At 36.0% G+C, this 17,568-nt stretch carries 22 protein-coding genes and 1 riboswitch; of the genes, 15 read left to right on the forward strand and 7 right to left on the reverse strand.

From position 1 onward, the window contains the following. The first annotated feature begins 159 nt into the window (after window positions 1–159). From ACZ47N_RS08970 to ACZ47N_RS08995, 6 genes are all read left to right on the forward strand, one after another. The gene (locus tag ACZ47N_RS08970) at window positions 160–879 is read left to right on the forward strand and encodes a hypothetical protein (protein ID WP_464886212.1); all 720 of its coding nucleotides are present in this window, start codon (window positions 160–162) and stop codon (window positions 877–879) included. 302 nt (window positions 880–1,181) lie between these two features. Next, window positions 1,182–1,490, forward strand: a complete 309-nt coding sequence (locus ACZ47N_RS08975; RefSeq protein ID WP_464886213.1) for a hypothetical protein — start codon at window positions 1,182–1,184, stop codon at window positions 1,488–1,490. 29 nt (window positions 1,491–1,519) lie between these two features. Beyond that, window positions 1,520–1,951, forward strand: a complete 432-nt coding sequence (locus ACZ47N_RS08980; protein ID WP_464886214.1) for a PD-(D/E)XK nuclease domain-containing protein — start codon at window positions 1,520–1,522, stop codon at window positions 1,949–1,951. A gap of 194 nt (window positions 1,952–2,145) precedes the next feature. Then, window positions 2,146–3,618, forward strand: coding sequence for a potassium channel family protein (locus tag ACZ47N_RS08985; protein ID WP_464886215.1), 1,473 nt, complete (start codon window positions 2,146–2,148; stop codon window positions 3,616–3,618). 263 nt (window positions 3,619–3,881) lie between these two features. Beyond that, window positions 3,882–5,978, forward strand: coding sequence for a hypothetical protein (locus tag ACZ47N_RS08990; protein WP_464886216.1), 2,097 nt, complete (start codon window positions 3,882–3,884; stop codon window positions 5,976–5,978). 178 nt (window positions 5,979–6,156) lie between these two features. After that, complete coding sequence (locus ACZ47N_RS08995) at window positions 6,157–6,912, forward strand: putative phage abortive infection protein (RefSeq protein ID WP_464886217.1); 756 nt, start codon at window positions 6,157–6,159, stop codon at window positions 6,910–6,912. A 148-nt stretch (window positions 6,913–7,060) separates the two neighbouring features. Here the strand turns inward: ACZ47N_RS08995 and ACZ47N_RS09000 are convergent, their stop codons facing one another. Further along, a complete protein-coding gene (locus ACZ47N_RS09000) occupies window positions 7,061–7,411 on the reverse strand; it encodes an integrase core domain-containing protein (RefSeq protein WP_464886218.1) in 351 nt (116 codons plus the stop codon). Further along, window positions 7,408–7,659, reverse strand: coding sequence for a transposase (locus ACZ47N_RS09005; protein WP_464886219.1), 252 nt, complete (start codon window positions 7,657–7,659; stop codon window positions 7,408–7,410). The genes ACZ47N_RS09000 and ACZ47N_RS09005 overlap by 4 nt, the downstream gene beginning before the upstream one ends. 157 nt (window positions 7,660–7,816) lie before the next feature. Here ACZ47N_RS09005 and ACZ47N_RS09010 point away from each other — a divergent pair, with 157 nt between their 5' ends. The 7 genes from ACZ47N_RS09010 to ACZ47N_RS09040 all read left to right on the forward strand — a co-directional run bounded on the left by ACZ47N_RS09010 (window position 7,817) and on the right by ACZ47N_RS09040 (window position 12,106). Continuing rightward, a complete protein-coding gene (locus tag ACZ47N_RS09010) occupies window positions 7,817–9,172 on the forward strand; it encodes an SIR2 family NAD-dependent protein deacylase (RefSeq protein ID WP_464886220.1) in 1,356 nt (451 codons plus the stop codon). A 369-nt stretch (window positions 9,173–9,541) separates the two neighbouring features. Continuing rightward, complete coding sequence (locus tag ACZ47N_RS09015) at window positions 9,542–9,751, forward strand: integrase core domain-containing protein (protein ID WP_464886221.1); 210 nt, start codon at window positions 9,542–9,544, stop codon at window positions 9,749–9,751. 327 nt (window positions 9,752–10,078) lie between these two features. Next, window positions 10,079–10,663, forward strand: a complete 585-nt coding sequence (locus ACZ47N_RS09020; protein ID WP_464886222.1) for a hypothetical protein — start codon at window positions 10,079–10,081, stop codon at window positions 10,661–10,663. Beyond that, the gene (locus ACZ47N_RS09025; RefSeq protein ID WP_464886223.1) at window positions 10,656–11,054 is read left to right on the forward strand and encodes a hypothetical protein; all 399 of its coding nucleotides are present in this window, start codon (window positions 10,656–10,658) and stop codon (window positions 11,052–11,054) included. The genes ACZ47N_RS09020 and ACZ47N_RS09025 overlap by 8 nt, the downstream gene beginning before the upstream one ends. A gap of 274 nt (window positions 11,055–11,328) precedes the next feature. After that, window positions 11,329–11,622 (forward strand): hypothetical protein, encoded by a 294-nt coding sequence (locus tag ACZ47N_RS09030; protein ID WP_464886224.1) that lies wholly within the window; start codon window positions 11,329–11,331, stop codon window positions 11,620–11,622. Then, window positions 11,592–11,828 (forward strand): ribonuclease domain-containing protein, encoded by a 237-nt coding sequence (locus tag ACZ47N_RS09035; RefSeq protein WP_464886225.1) that lies wholly within the window; start codon window positions 11,592–11,594, stop codon window positions 11,826–11,828. The genes ACZ47N_RS09030 and ACZ47N_RS09035 overlap by 31 nt, the downstream gene beginning before the upstream one ends. Before the next feature lie 2 nt (window positions 11,829–11,830). Next, on the forward strand, window positions 11,831–12,106 hold the full coding sequence (locus ACZ47N_RS09040; protein ID WP_464886226.1) for a barstar family protein: 276 nt from the start codon (window positions 11,831–11,833) through the stop codon (window positions 12,104–12,106). 23 nt (window positions 12,107–12,129) lie between these two features. Here ACZ47N_RS09040 and ACZ47N_RS09045 read toward each other — a convergent pair whose 3' ends face one another. From ACZ47N_RS09045 to ACZ47N_RS09060, 4 genes are all read right to left on the reverse strand, one after another. Beyond that, window positions 12,130–12,642, reverse strand: a complete 513-nt coding sequence (locus ACZ47N_RS09045; protein WP_464886227.1) for a DUF4143 domain-containing protein — start codon at window positions 12,640–12,642, stop codon at window positions 12,130–12,132. Beyond that, window positions 12,643–13,569 carry a hypothetical protein gene (locus ACZ47N_RS09050; RefSeq protein WP_464886228.1) on the reverse strand — a complete coding sequence of 309 codons (927 nt, stop codon included), beginning with the start codon at window positions 13,567–13,569 and terminating at the stop codon, window positions 12,643–12,645. Between the two features lie 103 nt (window positions 13,570–13,672). Beyond that, a riboswitch (cyclic di-GMP riboswitch) is annotated at window positions 13,673–13,757 on the reverse strand. A 130-nt stretch (window positions 13,758–13,887) separates the two neighbouring features. Further along, the gene (locus ACZ47N_RS09055; protein ID WP_464886229.1) at window positions 13,888–14,316 is read right to left on the reverse strand and encodes a hypothetical protein; all 429 of its coding nucleotides are present in this window, start codon (window positions 14,314–14,316) and stop codon (window positions 13,888–13,890) included. 1 nt (window position 14,317) lies between these two features. After that, entirely contained in the window at window positions 14,318–14,635 is a 318-nt protein-coding gene (locus ACZ47N_RS09060) for a helix-turn-helix transcriptional regulator (RefSeq protein ID WP_464886230.1), read from the reverse strand. A 320-nt stretch (window positions 14,636–14,955) separates the two neighbouring features. Between ACZ47N_RS09060 and ACZ47N_RS09065 the strand changes: the two genes are divergently transcribed. Together ACZ47N_RS09065 and ACZ47N_RS09070 are read left to right on the forward strand one after the other, a co-directional pair. Continuing rightward, on the forward strand, window positions 14,956–15,657 hold the full coding sequence (locus ACZ47N_RS09065) for a lysophospholipid acyltransferase family protein (protein ID WP_464886231.1): 702 nt from the start codon (window positions 14,956–14,958) through the stop codon (window positions 15,655–15,657). Window positions 15,658–15,870: 213 nt separating this feature from the next. Then, entirely contained in the window at window positions 15,871–16,305 is a 435-nt protein-coding gene (locus tag ACZ47N_RS09070) for an N-acetyltransferase (RefSeq protein ID WP_464886232.1), read from the forward strand. Window positions 16,306–16,777: 472 nt separating this feature from the next. On the opposite strand, the gene ACZ47N_RS09075 is transcribed toward ACZ47N_RS09070, so the two are convergent. Next, window positions 16,778–17,554 carry a hypothetical protein gene (locus ACZ47N_RS09075; protein ID WP_464886233.1) on the reverse strand — a complete coding sequence of 259 codons (777 nt, stop codon included), beginning with the start codon at window positions 17,552–17,554 and terminating at the stop codon, window positions 16,778–16,780. Between the last annotated feature and the right edge of the window lie 14 nt (window positions 17,555–17,568).

The raw sequence follows: 17,568 nt of genomic DNA on the forward strand, positions 1-17,568 counted from the left end.
CGCCGATTACCTAAATCACTCTAATGTCACAGCCCTTGCGGAGCAAGGACGGCGCCACTTTTACCGCTAAGGCGTTAAAAGAGAGTGACTTCGGTAACCGCGGAAACGTTAGGTGAAATTCATGTCTTGTTAGAAAGTTTAAATTGAAAGCGGTGAATTATGGAAAATACAGACTGGAGTATAAAAGAATTTAATGCGATTTCTAAAAGACAACTATCTTCTGATAAGGTAGAAAAATTAAAATTACCAACCGTTTCTATACCATGGAAATATAGGATATGTCGCTATCATATTGAAGAGTATGAGCGGATAATGAAAGAGTCTATTACTGACGGACCAGGTGATGATATAGTACAAGCTGTTGGTAAAATCCTTAAGCAAGCTGCTGGTACAGATGAAGGTCATGACTTTATGATAGCACAATTTACAGCTGAAGCACATGTTATAGCTTTTGCACAAACACTTCATTCTACGGCAGATATTCTTGCTAATATTTTGTCTATAAGTCTTGATATAAAGCCTACAAAACAGCGTAATATAACACTACACAACGTCAAAGAAGAAATGAAGACACAAAAAATTGCACCTATTGTATATAAACAAGTGGAAAAATTTTATGACTCTGATGAGTTTCTATATCTTGCTGCGTATGTAAACACTGTTAAACATAAGAGTTTAGTTAAGGCAAATTATAGTGTTAAGTTGAATCTTGGAGAAGAGTATCACGGTCTAAAAATCAAATCATTTAGCCGAAACTCAAGAAAATGGAATAGTAAATGGACTGATGAATTTGTAGATAAAGATTTTAAAGAAATTTCTAATATGTTTGGATCAATTGGGTGCGCATTAAACAACTACTTGGATAATGCTGAAATATAAATTCGTTTGTCAGAAATATGTGACATCAGTACTATTGTCCTAGGTTGCCAGAATAAGAGAGAAAAATTAAGGATTTTGAATCTAGTACAAGAAAGTAAGATAGTTTCCTATAATTGCCATGAGAACATCACCTAACAAAACATTTGCATAAAGGTGCTGGAAGTAAGTGTCAAGGGAAAGGTCAGGCACCACACCTTCTCACTGGGTGCGAGCACCGCCAAGACGGTCTATCTTTGGGGTCCAGTTCGAAGGCATCGCAAATGCGAGACGTTACAGGAAATTTTTTTTGAAAGGAAATTTAAATGGACAAAATTGAGAGATTAAAAAACTTAATTGAAAAAGGTAACGGAGTTCTACACAGTCATAAACCAAATTCACCAGGAGTAATAGGATTTCCAACATTAGACCACGGTATGTTCACGTCATGGAAATCACAAGTTTTAAATTTTTTAAAAGACTTTATTGGTAATGAACATGAATATTATAAGGCTTTTAGCGAAAGTGTAGATAGAGGATATCAATCATCTGCAAAAGCTGGAATTGAAATTCTCAAAAATATCAAAGAAGATTACAATAATGGATATATAATTTTGATAAACAAAAAAATTTAGAGATAAATCATTTTGAAGTTTTAGAATTATTGTTTAATAGATTTCATTATGTAGTAAAACAATTAAGAAATAGGTATGACGAACGAGATTCTTTTGAAATCAATGATGAATATGATGTACAAGATTTATTACATGCTTTACTAACAATTTACTTTGAAGATATTAGAGCAGAAGAATGGACTCCTAGTTATGCAGGAAAGTCAAGTAGAATGGATTTTTTATTGAAAAACGAAAATGTTGTAATTGAGGTAAAAAAAACTAGAAAATCACTAAAAGCAAAAGATTTGGGAAGTCAATTAATTGAGGATATAGCAAGATATGAAGTTCATCCTGATTGCGATTATTTAGTTTGTTTTGTATATGATCCTGAAGGATGGATTTCAAATCCAAAAGGAATTGAAAAAGATCTTTCAAAGAGTAATTCAGAAATGAAAGTGAAAGTTATGATTAGACCAAATTAAAAAAACTTCCTATAACACGTCAGTTACCGGAAATTCATCTAATGTCATAATCCCTGCGTGGCAAGGATTACGCCACTTTTCCCCTAAGGGTGAAAAGGATGAACTTCGGTAACTGCGGGAACGTTATCGGAAATTGGTCGTTATGGCAATGGCGTCTTGGCGCGGTTATAGCAAATTGTAGGAGAGGATTGCATATGAAGAAAATTGTTATAGAATACATTGATAATGATGATAAGATATTTTGGATTAATGAACAAAAAATATCAAACATACACGAGGGAAGAATTTATCCTACAAAAGTATCTGACATTATTACTTTAAAATCAGTTGCAATTTACAGCGTAAGTGATGTCGGTAATAAGGTGCAGATTGCTCAACTAGCATGTGTTGATTATGAACTGCTTAAAAAGAAATACAATTCAGGAGAAGTAATTAATCTCAATTACTGTTATATTGACGATTTCTCCTGGTACGGAACAAATAAACTTTATGAAGTTGATGAAACCAATTTTAGAGAAATCTTAGGTATTACTGCTTGTTGTTCATTTTGGAATGCAGATAATTCAGAAGATAATTTAGTAACGTTAATGCAGTTAAATGTAATAAATAGCGATGTTGAATTCAATTACTCGATTTTTTATAAAACAAGATTTTGTTTAACGAATATAAATATACTTAAAGGTAGTCTATGGTTTGATTATGCTAAGTTTTGGGGTGTGGATGTAAGTTTAATGTCAGTAAGTTGTAATAAAACTAATTACTTTAATCAAATGGTCTCATTCAATTATACAGAGTTTAGTAATTCATCCATTGACTTCATGTTAATGAAGAACAATGTTGATATTAGCTTCCTTCTAACAAAAATGAGCAATACAAAAGTAGATATTAACAATGCAATGAATAATATTGGAAATATTTGTTTAACTAGATCAATAATTGATAAATTTGAAATAAGTCATTGTAAAGTTGATGGAATTGATGCAAGGGAATGTCAGGTCAGTTTGTTATGTTTTAAGGGTTGCGTTTTAGAAGGTTTGTGTGAAATTGAATTAAAAACTAGGTCAGAAATATTTTTTGAATCTTGTATACTTAATTCTACACTAAAGCTTGATAGTTTAATTGAACCCCAAACAATAAGTTTTGAGAATACTGTAAATAATGGACGAATATTTTTTAATAACTTTCAGAAAATGTACAATGCTATACTTGAAAGTGTTAATGAATCTAAAGATATTAATCAATTATTGATGTTAAAAGAGAATTTTCGAAGTATAGGTGAATATACAAATGAAGATATATGTTATTCAAAGTATAGAGCGATACAAAATAAACTATATGAGAAAAATAAGTTTAAAAAATTTGGTAATTTCTTAACATCTTGGATTAGTGACTATGGTACAAAGCCGGCAAGAGTTTTCTTATTTATAATTATACTAATCCTAGGATTCTCTATTTTTTATTACTTGTGTCCATTAATCTCATTTAGCAACATGGATTCTTTTATTGATTATATCTATATTAGCGGAATAACTTTCTTTACAGTTGGTTATGGTGATATTCTTCCTCTTAACTCAACAACAAAGTTAGCTGTACTTGCAGAAGCATTTCTCGGAGTTGCTACAATGAGTTATTTTTTAGTTATTTTATCAAGGAAGATTATCCGGTGAAATACAAAATGGTTCAAAGGGGTAAACTCCTGTGGCGAACACTCTGAGGGCGACCAACTTCACTTAACAATACATTTGCATAAAGGTGCTGGAAGCACGTGTCACGGGAAAGGTCAGAGCACCACACTCTTCTCACTGGGTGCTAAGCACCGCTAAAGTGTTTCGCTTTGGGGTCCAGTTCGAAGGCGTTGCAAATGCCAGAACGTTATATAAAACTTTTAATCTATACACACTCAATATAAAATTATACGGAGGGAATAAATATGAGCAACGCATTAGAATTAGTAGCAATGTCAGAAAGAATTGAGGAAGCATTTAAGTCATTAATTAAGAGCGGTCGTCCTGATATTGTAAATGAAAACTCTGAAAGTATGATTAAAGACTTATACGTGGATATATTTGACAATGAATATGCATTAAAACAAGTCTTGGATGATAATCATCTGCTCTTAAAAGGCAGAAGAGGTACTGGGAAATCAACAATATTTCTTAGAGCAGAGGAAATACTTCTGGATAAGGAAAATCATATTCCCATCTACTTAAACCTACAAACTATAAGCGCAGAATCACCAGATGCCGCAACAGATAAAGGTAACGAAGAGTTTATATACTACAGAACATACATGAATTTTATGCTTGCAATTCTCACAATGATAAAAGAAGAAATTGAGAAGAAAGCTAAATGGGTCGACAATGACAAATTAAAAAAAATATTTGATGATGTAGTAAACGGAATCCATTATGACAAAGATTTTGAAAGCAGTATTGAAATAACTTCTACTAAAAAAAGTGGTCGTACATCTAAATTGGAAGGTGCATTAAGCACTGTAGCTGCTGCTTTTAGGGGAGAGTATGGAGAAAGTCACACTAATGAAGAAGTAACTCATGAAGTTAAAACAGAAAAACGAATATTTTCTATTCATCAAACTTTGAATGATTTAGTGGCTTTACTAAAACGTGAGAATGACATAAAAATATACTTGTTACTTGATGATTTTAGTGAGTTAGATGAAAGTGCACAAAAAATTGTAATTGATAGCCTTGTAGCCCCAATTATTTCGTCATACAATAAGTATTTTAAAGTAAAAATTGCTGCCTATCCAGGTCGAGTTTATATTGGAAATATTGATACAACAAAGCTACCATCATTATCTCTTGATTTTTATGATGCTTTTGAAAGAATTTTACATCATAATAAGTATACAGAAATTGAAAAATTTGCAATGGATTATATTGAAAGAACATTAAGAAAAAGAATTGATGTATATACAGACTATAGTATTTCATTAGAAGAAATATTTGATGAAAAAAAAGGTGATCTAAATGAGTATATGAAACAAATGTTTTATGCTACAGCATGTATTCCAAGAGCGATGGGTTTCATTTTGAATTACTGTTATTTGAGTTCTATTAACAGTGGAATACGTATTACACCTACTCACATTGAGAATGCAGCAGTTAAGTATTTTGAAGAAAATATACTTAATGATTTCCAAAATGACATTAGATTTAAACAATCATTTTATGATGATGATGAAATACTAAATCATTTTGCACAAATAAATCTAAAAAATAAACTTGTAGAGAAATCGAAAAATATTAAAAAAGAGATTGTACAACTCTATAGAGATGGCAATGCTAATAAATTATTTGCGGAAGTATTAGATAAAAGAGTCGGAAGCTCGTATTATTTCCCTACATCACACTTCTATATAAATACAAAAAGAGAAAAATTGCTTAAAACTCTTGAACTGTATTTTATAGTTTCAAAGTTCAATCAAGGAAGTTCAAGAAATCAAGGTGAAAGAGAGTCATTTTATGCACTAAATTATGGGTTGTGTATGCTTGAGAAAATTGATTTTGGTAAACCAGAAAACATGCGACGTTCTTACGATTACTGGAGACAAGAAGAATTTGATTATAATGAGTACATCACTACTTCACTTAGTTTAATAGAGGAAATAAGATGTGTTGAATGTGGTGATCAATACTCTGAACTTGAATATGAAATTTATCAGAAGAGGAATAACTGTCTTGAGTGCGGTGAGCATGATAGTGTAAAGAAAGTAAATAAGTTTGCTGCTAAGTTTAAAGAAAAAATTGAAGAGTGGAATAAATATGCAATGCCAGATTCATATATTGAAATTCTACGTGTATTATTTAATAATCGAGGTAAAAAACTTTCTGCTTATGAAATTGCATTACAAATTGACAAACACCATGCAACTGTAACTCACGCTGGCAATTCATTGAAGTCTAAGGGGTTACTTACGTATACCGTTTATGATAAAAGATACTACGAGATAACGGATATTGCTATTTCGCATTTTTTCACAAAGGAGCTTAGTATAGTCGATTAAAAGCATCATATAACACGCCATTTTCCTACATTTCTTCCGATGACACGGTTTTTGCGAAGCAAGCACCGCGCCATTTTTTCCGCTAAGGCGGAAAAAAGAAGGAACGTCGGAAACTGCGGGAACGTTATATGCAATAACGATATCAAATTGAAAGAATACTAAGTTTGGGGGTTTCAGAATGAAAAATATTAAAACATCAAAGATATTAATTCGGTTAGCAATACTTACTGCAATAATTGGAATTATTATACCTTTTTTTATGCATTATATGAATTTTAGTACAAGCGAAAAAGAAAATATTTTGTCGTGGGTTGGTAGCTTTAGTATGCCATTTCTTACTTTTTCAACAATTCTAATATTAATAGGTACTATGTGTTCTCAAAAGGAGGAAACTAAGTTTCAAAAATTCGAAAATACCTTTTTCAAATTAATTAACTATAATCATGAGATAGTAAATTCTATTGATATTAAAGGTGAATTCAGTGGAGAACGTAAAGGAAGGCAGTACTTCATGAAAACTTATTATAATTTTAAATCTTTTTGTGACAAGAAAATAGGTGGAATGGGATATGAATTCATAATAGACTCTAAAGGATATTTAGATATGAAGGAGCAAATTATTAAGGTTTATGAAGAATTTTTTGACATGGAAGATGGAAATTTAGGACACTATTTTAGAAATCTATATCATATTTTTAAGTTTATTGATAAGCAGACAATATTAGATGAAGAAGAGAAGCTATACTATGCATCTCTTGTAAGAGCTCAATTATCTGCATACGAACTATTATTATTATTTTACAATGTTTTGTCAAAACATGGAGTATCAAAGTTTAAACCTTTAGTTGACAAGTATGATGTATTACAAAATATGAACCCAAATAAGCTAATACATATAAAGCATTTTGAAATCTATAAACGATATGCAAAATGATAGTGTTCATTTGTTACTGCCGGTAATTGTCAAGAAAGATGTCGCATTTTCCAACTAAAATTCAACTGAGTAAACCGTGCGTTTAAGTGAACATAAATTAAGTGTCGATGTGTTCCTATACAAATAAATAGTTTTCACGAAAGGTTGATTATGATGTCTTTACGGCTTCATCTTCCTCCTTTTTCACCGGGTTCAACCAGACTCTTTCCGGCAAGGACCAATCTCTTGTTTTACCAGTCCAACGCTCTGGATGCTCTGCTTTGGCTTTCTCATAGGTTTTTATGCGTTTATCCAGAATGGCCTGGGCTTGGCCGGTATGACGCTCATTCGGACTAAGAAACTGGATACCACTGTGTTTGTGCTCATGGTTATACCACTTACTGAAACGATGAGTCCACTCTCTTGCTTTTTGAAGGTTGCTGAATCCTTTGGATGGAAACCCGGGGTGATACTTGTAAGTTCGGAAGATGGATTCGGCATAAGGGTTATCGTTGCTCACTCGTGGTCGGCTTCGTTAAGGCTGGCTGTTTCCAGTACCACCTGAAACTTATCCTGGGTGCTCCATGCTTGTGCATTAGGTTCACCATCCGGGATGACGATGCCTTTAGCTTTGGCTTCTTTTTTCCACTTATATAAAGTGCCTTCGGACATGCCAGTTTCTTGAGCTATGGTGGATACTTTCTGATTTTCAGGCGGCATCATCTTTTGCATGATGGACATTTTAAATGATTCGCTGTATCGGGCCATGTTTGTCCTCCTCCAACTCTTCTTGGTACTTACTATACTTTAGTTGGAAGGCTATGACAACTATCCTAACACAGGGGGAAGGTTGAATGCCACACGTCGCTAATACGCACCACGTTAGGCGAAATCTGTAAAATAATTTGAGGTTGGGGGGAATCGTATGAGTAATTATCAAGATTATAAAGAACGAGCTATGAATGAAATCTCAACAGTTTTAGAGGAAATGGAGTGTTTACCGATTCTTTTTGTTGGAAGTGGATTGTCAAAGCGCTATTTCAATGCACCAAATTGGGATGAATTATTATCAATTATGGCTGAAAAAAACCCGAAATCTCGCAAATATGCTTTTTATAAACAACATTATGGAGATAGTTGTGATATAGGGTCTCAACTTGCTCAAGAATATAGCGAATGGGCATGGGAAGACGGGAATGATAAATTTGATGAGGCATTATTCTCTGAAGAGTGTAGGTTAGATGTTTTCCTAAAAAGCAAGGTTTCAGAATATTTTATTGATATTACACCTAAAACATTAGATGCTGTTTTCGACGAATTTCAGAATGAGTTAAAGTTATTACGTGAAATTAGTCCTCATGCAATAATTACAACAAATTATGATACATTTTTAGAGAATATATTTTCAGATTACGAATCTATAATTGGACAGCAAATACTTAAAACTCAATATCAAAGCATTGGTGAAATATTTAAGATTCACGGATGCGTATCAAAAATAGAAGATATGATACTCACACGTGAGGATTATAATGGATTTATTAAAAAGAAAAAATATTTATCAGCAAAATTATTAACCTATTTTCTTGAGCATCCTATTTTTATTTTTGGGTATAGTGTTAATGATCCAAATATAAAAACTATTCTTTCGGATATTGATGAAATACTTTCTAGTAATGGGGAGTTAGTGCCAAATATTTTTCTAGTTGATTATAAGAAAGAAATAAATGAAGATAGAAGTTATCCAAATGAGAGCCTAATTCACTTAGAAAATGGAAAGAGTTTAAGAATTAGAACTATTATAGCTTCAGAATTTGATTGGATTTATAAAGCTTTATCACTTGATACCCCTATTGAGAAAGTTAATCCGAAATTACTAAGAGCCTTATTATCACGTACTTATGAGTTGGTTAGGACAGATGTTCCTAGAAGAAGTGTGGAGATTGATTATGCGGGTTTAAAAAGTGCATTAAGTGATAGGTCAGAGGTAGGTAAAATATATGGTATTACTACCTTAACAAACCCAAGTGCTTTTAATTTGAGTTATCCTTACAGCCTTACAGATGTAGGCAAAGCTATAGGTTATGATAATTGGCACTCTGCAAATTGGTTGCTCGATGTAATCAAAAAAAATGATGGAGTATGTATCAAAGAAAGTGATAATAGATATCATATAGCGATTATGAATGGTGATACTATTGTTGCAAGAAAGTATTCTGAGGAAATAATAGAATTATTGAAGAAAGTGAAAAGTGGTGAGCCATACTCTGTTGAGGTATAGACTCCGCCTAACAAAATGTTTTTGCAGGGGTGCTGGTAGGCGTGTTCAGAGAAAGGTCAGCGCACCACATCCCTTCACCGGGAGCGGAGCTCCCCCAAGTAGTAGGGACATGTGAGTCCGGTTCAGGGACGTCGCAAACACGGAATCGAATTCGAATCAACCAGGCAGCTGAGCAGAGCCCTTGGTGTTTACATAGATGAATACACCACGTATCGACCGCATTCATCCCTTGGTGGTTTATGCCCAGAGGTATTTTACCAAAAAACCAGCTAAACCTTGTTTCACAAAAGTCACAAATCTGGAAAGGAGCTTAACTTAAATAATTCCATTTTGTGTCTTGACAATGGGGTGCATTATATCCGTATTTCCATGGATGGTAAAGGTCAAGCACTGGATAACGTTCGAACAGAGCGATTCTTTCGGACTCTGAAGTACGACTTGATTTACATTAGTGAATTCGAATCACCCAGGCAGCTGAGCAGAGCCCTTGGTGCTTACATAGATGAATACACCACGTATCGACCACATTCATCCCTGGGTGGTTTATGCCCGGAGGTATTTTACCAAAAAACCAGCTAAACCTTGTTTCATAAAAGTCACAAATTTGGAAAGGAGCTTAACTTAAATAATTTTATTTTGTGTCTTGACAATGTGGAGCATTATACTCTATGAGTTCCAAAAGCTCTCGGTACTTAGTCATTTGATCAACCTCCTGATACATAATTTGTACAGTGTTGTACATGGATTCATTATATATCAGGTTGCTCTCGTCAGGACCATCGTGGCTCCTTATGACGAACATGGTGGCTCTATTTTGTCACACATGTGGCTCATTTTGAAAATATTACTCAGGAATTGTGGGAACGTTATCTGAAACAAAAATCTAGTATACGAAAGGAGAAAAGTATGACTATTAGCTTAAAAATTGAATTGAAAGAGGAAGAAAAGAATTTATTGAAAGAGATATTTTCATGTTCAGAGGCTGAAATCATGAATAAAATCGAAAGTTTCTGTTTGGCAGCGGCTGAGGAGTATCTTAGAATGTTTTTGGGGCAAAAGATATTTACTCGGGGATCTGATATGAAAGAATATCGTCTTTACTTACTTATTAGACATCTTTTTCATGGAAGTATACCAGATGAACAAACGATTACTACACTTTTCCAAACAACTAGTAGTGAGAGTAAATCATTATTGAAGTCAGTACTAGCAAAATATCAATATGAGTTGAAGAGTAGTATTAGCAATACTATAAAAGACATACTAGCAAGACAAGTTCATTATGATGAGCAACTTGATTTGCATCTCGTTTCAAATATATCAGTAAATATTGTAGAAGAGATGAATAAAATTTTAAGTGGGATAAATGGTGCTTTGAGTCAGATTTCTAGAAAGAGAGGTGCTCTTCAAACGTTTGAAATAAAACCTTCTTCTTATAACGAATTAATGAACCATTTTAAGTTAGATGTTGAGGAGAATACTGATGAGTGATATTCTTACAGTTTTCGGAATACTTTTAGCGGTTTTTACTTATATTGAATCACTTTATCATGCAGAGATTAACTGGGTTATCAATTTAGTATATGTTGATTCAAAAATTAAGAGAAATAACAAATCGAATTATGAAAAAGCTAAAGCAATATTAATTAATAATCAAATACCACTATTGATTTTATCGTTGGTTATTTCATTTTTAATGTTACCTGAGTCCATTAGGCTGGTTGTTGGTTCTTTTAAATATATGACAAATGGTACGGCTGAGTATGATGTCGCTATAGCAGCTATTATTTTTATAAATGTATGTTTTGCTGTTATATCAGCGGTGCAAATTAGAAAGACTATTGATGTAGCTAGAAAATTAAAACAATTACGTTATGAGTAACAGTTTTTGCATCAGATAACAGTCAATTACCAAAATGGCTGAATATAATGAACCCATAGAGTGAGACACATAAAAACGAAATTTAAGTTATACTGTACTTATGAGAAAAAGAACCCATTATTCAGCCGAATATAAAACCAAAGCAGTTCTTGAATTCCTCCGAATATAGCTGTTCTTTTTTATTGGCGGTCACCAGGTAGGTAGGTGATGGGGATGCCGTTGGTTCAGGTGAAACCAGTGGCATATCCAGTGGAAAGTGAGGATTTAACAAATAATGATAGAACTAATCAAGTGGAATAATCGAAGTAGCATCCTATTCTTTTTCTTGGCATTGATGATGGCCATTTCTCTGTTGTCGGGATGCAGTTTTGATAGCATTGATAGCAGTGGAGAAGAAGAGATAATCTCCATGGAAGAAGTGATGCTGGATCTGGAGGGATCCTATACTGCTGTAGAGGAAGTGGCGCTATACCTTCATCAATATGGAGAACTACCCCCAACTACATTACCAAGTCGGAAGCCTCGCAGCGTGGGTGGGTGGCCAGTGAAGGAAATCTATGGGAAGTAACAGAGGAAAAAAGTATTGGAGGAGACAGATTTGGAAACCGGGAAGCCCTTCTGCCGGATAGGAGGGGCCGGCAGTACTACGGGTGCGATGTCAACTATGATGGTGGCTACCGTGGACCGGAACGCATTGTCTATTCCAATGACGGTCTGATTTATTATACAGCGGACCACTATGAAAGCTTTGAGCTGCTTTATGGGGAGGAATAATCATGCGAGTTGTTGTCCTTAACGGAACTACCATTGAATCCATAGAAGAAGCCCATCTTCGGATACAAAAAAACCTTCGGTTTCCCGATTATTACGGAAAGAATCTGGATGCTCTGTATGATCTGCTGTCGACGGAAGATCGACGGACAATGATTTTATTCTTTGACACCAAAGGACTGGTTAAAAAATTGGGAAAAAGAGGAGAGATGCTGCTCCACACTTTCGAAGAGGCTGAGATGGATAATCAGCAGCTATCTTTTCTGCGTATTGAAAAATAGGAATAAACACGAAAGGTGGAAGGCTATTCAAGCAAGAAATCGATGATGTTTTTAACCTTAATTCCGGCATAGTCGTTAAAGATGGTTTGATCCATGGTTAAGATATATTTAGGATAGTTATCCGCGATGGCTTTTAGAGGGCGCAATTCTCGTTCTCTGGTGGCTTCATCCATAATGGTGGAGGAAACTTGGTAATAGATTCTTTCATTGGTTTTAGTCGCGACGAAATCAACTTCTAACGTACCGATTTTACCAATGGTAACCTCGTATCCACGCCGTAGAAGTTCCAGAAACACAAGGTTTTCTAAAATATGCCCATAATCCGTATTGCGGAGTCCTGTGAGCTTATTGCGAATGCCAATGTCAACAATGTAGTATTTTTCCAGGGTCTTAAGAAACATCTTCCCTTTCAAGTCATAGCCCAGAAGAACGTAGTGCAGTGTTGAACTATTCGGAAGATGATCTATCGTCAAAAAATAAATAAAGCGGATCATCCACATATTGATGATCCGCTTTGTTTTTACTGCAAATTTCAATTAACGATTGTTGCCTCTACCTCTGTTACCGCTATTTCCTCTATTGCCGCTGTTGCTATTGTTACCGCTGTTTCCACTGTTACCGCTGTTGCTATTGTTACCGCTGTTTCCACTGTTTCCATTGTTACCGCTGTTTCCATTGTTGCCGCTGTTGTCACGGTCACTGTTATCTGCTTCTTGTTGAACTGTTTGGGTGAGGATTTCCATCTCTGTGTCTTCTTCCTCGTCTTCTGATGCAGCCTGTCGATCAGCTTTGCGCTCTGCATTCACCGCTGCCATGATTTCTTTGACTGACTTATCCGCCCAATCTGCGTAATCGATTTGAGCTTCGTCACCGTAACCTTTTCCCAGTTTTTCCAGCAGGTTCATTTTACCTGGCGTTATTTCCAGTTCCTCAGCCATGGCAAAACGCTGGGCCAGGGGATGAGTGGAATCCATTTCTTCAATTGACTCCGGTTGTAGCAATTCGCTGTAGTGTTCATCAAGGAGTTTTTCTAACTCGGCGATGAATTCTTGGTTTTCAGAGTCAATGACGATGACATAGCCTTCTGTCTCTTCCGGGTCCAAAAGCTCTTTTAAATCGTCGATTAGGGATTCGCCCACCAAATCCGCCAGAGAATCATTTTCTTCGGCTTCCTCGGGTTCCTCTTCAGTAGGTTCCTTAGTCTCCTGGTCATTATTCACGTCTTCATCTTCTTCATCAGCTTCATCTTCTTTGTCTTCCTCGGTTACTTCTTCGTTCTCTTCCAACTCACTTACATATTCCGCTGAGAGGATATTTCCTTCTGCGTCAATGGTCAGCAAAATGCCACCATCTTTTTCAAGATAAATGGTTGCTGTTTCTTCGGCTGCAAATCCTGTGATAACCATCATTAATACCAGCAGTATTGCCAGGGTGACTGTCGTTAAACTGCGTTTGTGTTTCATCAAAATTCCTCCTTCATGTTTTTTTCATCCGAAGGGCATGAGAAAAGCTCAAATAAAAAAATCTCCCACCCATAAGGCAGAAGATACAGATTAGCATGCTATCTTCGACAGCTGGCTGCCACTTCAATACGAAGGAAGGCCCTTTAGCTTTGCGTCCCAGGTTTTCACCTGGTTTGCCATTATCGGTTGATTTTTATTTTATCACAGTTTTGAAGGAATGTCCAGATAAATTGACAGAAAAATCAAAAGAGTAACGCCTTCGTTTTGAATAAAGGAACATTAGATCCAGAATTAATGAGAATCGCTTATATAAATCAATTACTCAGCCAAACGTTTTTCCCAAAAATATATGATGACGCTGTATATCAAAAATAGAACCAGCGTGCCAAGGAATGCACCTGCGAAGCCACCTAGTATACGGTTATAGGGCACATCATCCTTCAAAAAATACAGAATTATGGCGGTTAGAGTTCCGGTGGCGAAAGGAAACAGAAAAACAAAATAAAGCTGTTCTTTTTTATTGGCGGTTATCGGGTAGGTGATGGGGATGCCTTTGGTGGCCAAGGTGAAAAATTGGGCTAAGGAAGCGGCCATCCAGACTAGAAACACATCCAAAACCTCCATTAGGCTTTGGTTTAGGTGAAACCAACGATACAGAAGAAGGGCAAAAATACCAAACCAGAAAACAGAATACCCAAGACTTTTTGATTTCTTCACATCAGTATGAATTCTTTCATCATGATTCATGTTAATCCTCCTCTAACCAAAACAGTTGATCCAGCGACTTATCCAGAACTTGACACAGTCTTAAACACAACGCAATGGTTGGATTGTACTTTTCTTTTTCAATTAATCCAATGGTTTGCCTGGTAACACCTGCACTTTCAGCAAGGACTTCCTGTGTCATTTCTTTTGCAATACGACTCTTCTTAAGGCTGTTTTTAACGATATGAATCCCCCCTTCGACCCAGGACGATGCAACATATATATTCCATATAAGTGTAATATATATATTGCATTGTGTCAAGTTTAAAAACGGTTGTTTGAAATCGTGACGAAGGAGCATATGATTCTTTTTCTTAGCATTTATGATGGCCGTTTCTCTGTTGTAGGAATGCAGTTTTGAGAAGGTTGATAGCAGCGGAGACGTAGAAATAATTTCTATGGAAGAGGAAACTCTGGATCCGGAGGGTGCCTACATTGCTGTCCTCCTGTGTTCGTGTAGTTGTCATAGGACTCCAACTAGAGTATAGTGTGTACCAAGAAGGGTTACAGGAGGGAAATATGCCCCGTTACAAAGACGGTCTGATTTATGATACAGCGGACCACCAAGAATTAACTGGAAGACATAATTTTAAACATAGATCCATTCAGGAGGAATAAGGAATGATATCCACAACAACAGCAAAAATAATTAATATTTTACCCGATCAATTTGTCACTTATGTTTCTAAAAGAATTGTGGACAGATACTTAAAAAAATATGCTAATATTAGCATCGATGGGAAAGAAAACCTCAAGGGAATTGCAACACCCACTATTTTCATATGTAATCATTTAAGCAATTCTGATGGATTGGTATTAGATAAGGCTTTAAAAGAAATCGATCCCACTTTTGTTGCTGGTGTGAAGCTTTCAAGTAACGCTATTACAAGTATAGGGGTTCATGTACTTAAGACTACCAATATAAAACCAAATACTGCTGATAAAGAGGGCCTTAAGAAGATCAATCAGCTTGTTAAGCAAGGGGAAAGCTTATTGGTTTTCCCGGAAGGGACCAGAAGTAGAGATGGGAGTTTGATAGAAGCAAAGAAAGGGATTCTTCTTATAGCAAAAATGACAGGAGTACCTATTGTGCCTGTTGGATTATATGGGACAGAAAAACTGTTGCCGATCAATAAAGAAGGAGACATGAGTGCAGAAACCTTTAGCGATGCAGATGTGCACATTAATATTGGGAAACAATTTGAATTTCCAAAGAAAGAAAAAGAGCAAGATAAAAAGGAATATGAAGAGTTTGCCGTAAACTATATGATGAAGAAAATAGCAGAACTATTACCTGAGAAATACAGGGGAGTATATAAGTAGGTAGCACGGGAGTCCCGCCATCTAATTCATAAGAGGAGATTAAAGAAAAACATTGAAAAGCTGGAGATGGATATTGAGAGAATACGTGAAAAAGATCCTAGGCTTTCGGAAAAGAGATTTGTTCCCAGATCGGTGATTGAAATGGAAGCTCACAATAACCGTCCGGTTATCGTCGGGGAGCACTGGACGGAAAAATTAGAAGGAGGCAGACTATTGATACGAAGGTTTAAGAAAAAGGATTTGGAAAGCATTATGAAAATATGGCTTGAATCCAACATTCAAGCACATAGCTTTATAAATGAACAGTACTGGAAAGACAACTACAAAACAGTAAAAGAAATGATGCCAGATGCAACTCTATTTGTTTACGAGGAAAGTGGAAAGATCAAGGCATTTTCTGGATTGATCGACAATTATATTGCAGGAATATTTGTTGTTCCTGACTCCCAAGCACAGGGAATTGGCAGATCGCTTCTACAACTCATGAAAGAAAAATACACGGAACTATCCCTGCGTGTTTATCAGAAAAATAATCGTGCAGTGGAGTTCTATCGAAGAGAAGAATTTATTCTTTCAGCGGAAGAAATTGATGAAAACACAGGAGAATTAGAACTCGTTATGGCCTGGAGAAAAGATGGAAAAGTATAAGGAATTACTTTTTCTGGTTTGAATGGATGCACTATAAGATTTTCCGAGAAAAGGAAAAGGTGTTCAAGGATGAAGAAGAGCTATTCATGGAGCAAAAAAGAAAATGTGCAGATGAAGGAAAAAACAAGTTTGATAGGATCCTGGACCAGGAAATGGCAGATGGTATTCGACAAATGGCATAAAATTCGCTGGATAAAAGGATTCTTATTAGGGAAGCCTTCTTGGGTATGTTCCAAAGCATTGGTGAAGCGCCAGTGGTGAAAATAAAAGGCAATCATGAAGCATTATTTTTTGATCCGGAAGGGTATGCAAAAGCACTTCTTCAATGTTTATAAGAAAATGGGACTCATAAAGAGCCTTGGTGGCGGATGCGGCTTAATGTGATCCGAAGGAAGGGTTGGAAGAATTATATTGGAAGAAATAATCAGGACGAGAGAAATTTTCTCTCGTCCTGCCCTCGTCCTAACATTTTTTATTGAGCATCTGCTTCGGTTTTTTCATAAAGTGCTCTTAAGGCATTGCCATCTACCGGTCCTCTGGATAGATAGGTATAAGTGGTTTCTGACGCCTGACCGCTGTTCATGTAAGGAGTAGAAATGCTTAAGCCTTCTAACAACCCATCTACAATGATGAAAGTTTCTACCGTGGGGTCTTGTTTGGAGTTTGGCAGCTGGGTTTTAACCGTGACCTCTGTTGATCCACCTTCCTGGTTCATGGTCACATCCAGGACTTCCCACTGAGCAGATGCACTGTCTTCATACAGACTTCCGGAGGAATGGGCCTCCAGCATGCCCATCAGATATTGCAGGTATTTTCCCGCCAGATCCAGGCCAGCGTCCGGCATTTCATTGTCATAAATTTCCGAGACTTCGCCTTCCACCATGTTGACATGGTAGTTTTTCTCTCCCATCAGTCCGATGTTGTAGGTGACCATGAAGCCCTCCGCGTCAGGATCTCCGGACATGACATACTGTCCCTGGCGGGTGATGGAATCCAGGCCTCCCCACATGCCTTCACCCTGGTAGTGGTAGCCCTTTTCCACAGCTGCCAAAATGTCATTGGCCAAGGCCTGGTATTCCGATGATAAGCTCTGTGATGATTCTGTTGAAGTACTATTCTCGGTAGTCTGAGATTCCTGATCAAGCTGATTTTTTGTATCATTTTCCACCTCGGATGCATTGCCGCCACAAGCTGTCAAGAATAGAAATCCCACAACTATAAACATTAGTTTTTTCAGTTTCATGTTCATTTATCTCACTCCTT

The organism is Tindallia texcoconensis (assembly GCF_055383815.1).

Bases quoted from the DNA above. Each gene is read 5' to 3' on its own strand.
- ACZ47N_RS08970 (WP_464886212.1), top strand. From the start codon at position 160: ATGGAAAATACAGACTGGAGTATAAAAGAATTTAATGCGATTTCTAAA.
- ACZ47N_RS08975 (WP_464886213.1), top strand. From the start codon at position 1,182: ATGGACAAAATTGAGAGATTAAAAAACTTAATTGAAAAAGGTAACGGA.
- ACZ47N_RS08985 (WP_464886215.1), top strand. From the start codon at position 2,146: ATGAAGAAAATTGTTATAGAATACATTGATAATGATGATAAGATATTT.
- ACZ47N_RS08990 (WP_464886216.1), top strand. From the start codon at position 3,882: ATGAGCAACGCATTAGAATTAGTAGCAATGTCAGAAAGAATTGAGGAA.
- ACZ47N_RS08995 (WP_464886217.1), top strand. From the start codon at position 6,157: ATGAAAAATATTAAAACATCAAAGATATTAATTCGGTTAGCAATACTT.
- ACZ47N_RS09005 (WP_464886219.1), bottom strand. From the start codon at position 7,659: ATGGCCCGATACAGCGAATCATTTAAAATGTCCATCATGCAAAAGATG.
- ACZ47N_RS09010 (WP_464886220.1), top strand. From the start codon at position 7,817: ATGAGTAATTATCAAGATTATAAAGAACGAGCTATGAATGAAATCTCA.
- ACZ47N_RS09015 (WP_464886221.1), top strand. From the start codon at position 9,542: ATGGATGGTAAAGGTCAAGCACTGGATAACGTTCGAACAGAGCGATTC.
- ACZ47N_RS09020 (WP_464886222.1), top strand. From the start codon at position 10,079: ATGACTATTAGCTTAAAAATTGAATTGAAAGAGGAAGAAAAGAATTTA.
- ACZ47N_RS09025 (WP_464886223.1), top strand. From the start codon at position 10,656: ATGAGTGATATTCTTACAGTTTTCGGAATACTTTTAGCGGTTTTTACT.
- ACZ47N_RS09030 (WP_464886224.1), top strand. From the start codon at position 11,329: ATGATAGAACTAATCAAGTGGAATAATCGAAGTAGCATCCTATTCTTT.
- ACZ47N_RS09040 (WP_464886226.1), top strand. From the start codon at position 11,831: ATGCGAGTTGTTGTCCTTAACGGAACTACCATTGAATCCATAGAAGAA.
- ACZ47N_RS09050 (WP_464886228.1), bottom strand. From the start codon at position 13,569: ATGAAACACAAACGCAGTTTAACGACAGTCACCCTGGCAATACTGCTG.
- ACZ47N_RS09055 (WP_464886229.1), bottom strand. From the start codon at position 14,316: ATGAATCATGATGAAAGAATTCATACTGATGTGAAGAAATCAAAAAGT.
- ACZ47N_RS09060 (WP_464886230.1), bottom strand. From the start codon at position 14,635: ATGCTCCTTCGTCACGATTTCAAACAACCGTTTTTAAACTTGACACAA.
- ACZ47N_RS09065 (WP_464886231.1), top strand. From the start codon at position 14,956: ATGATATCCACAACAACAGCAAAAATAATTAATATTTTACCCGATCAA.
- ACZ47N_RS09075 (WP_464886233.1), bottom strand. From the start codon at position 17,554: ATGAACATGAAACTGAAAAAACTAATGTTTATAGTTGTGGGATTTCTA.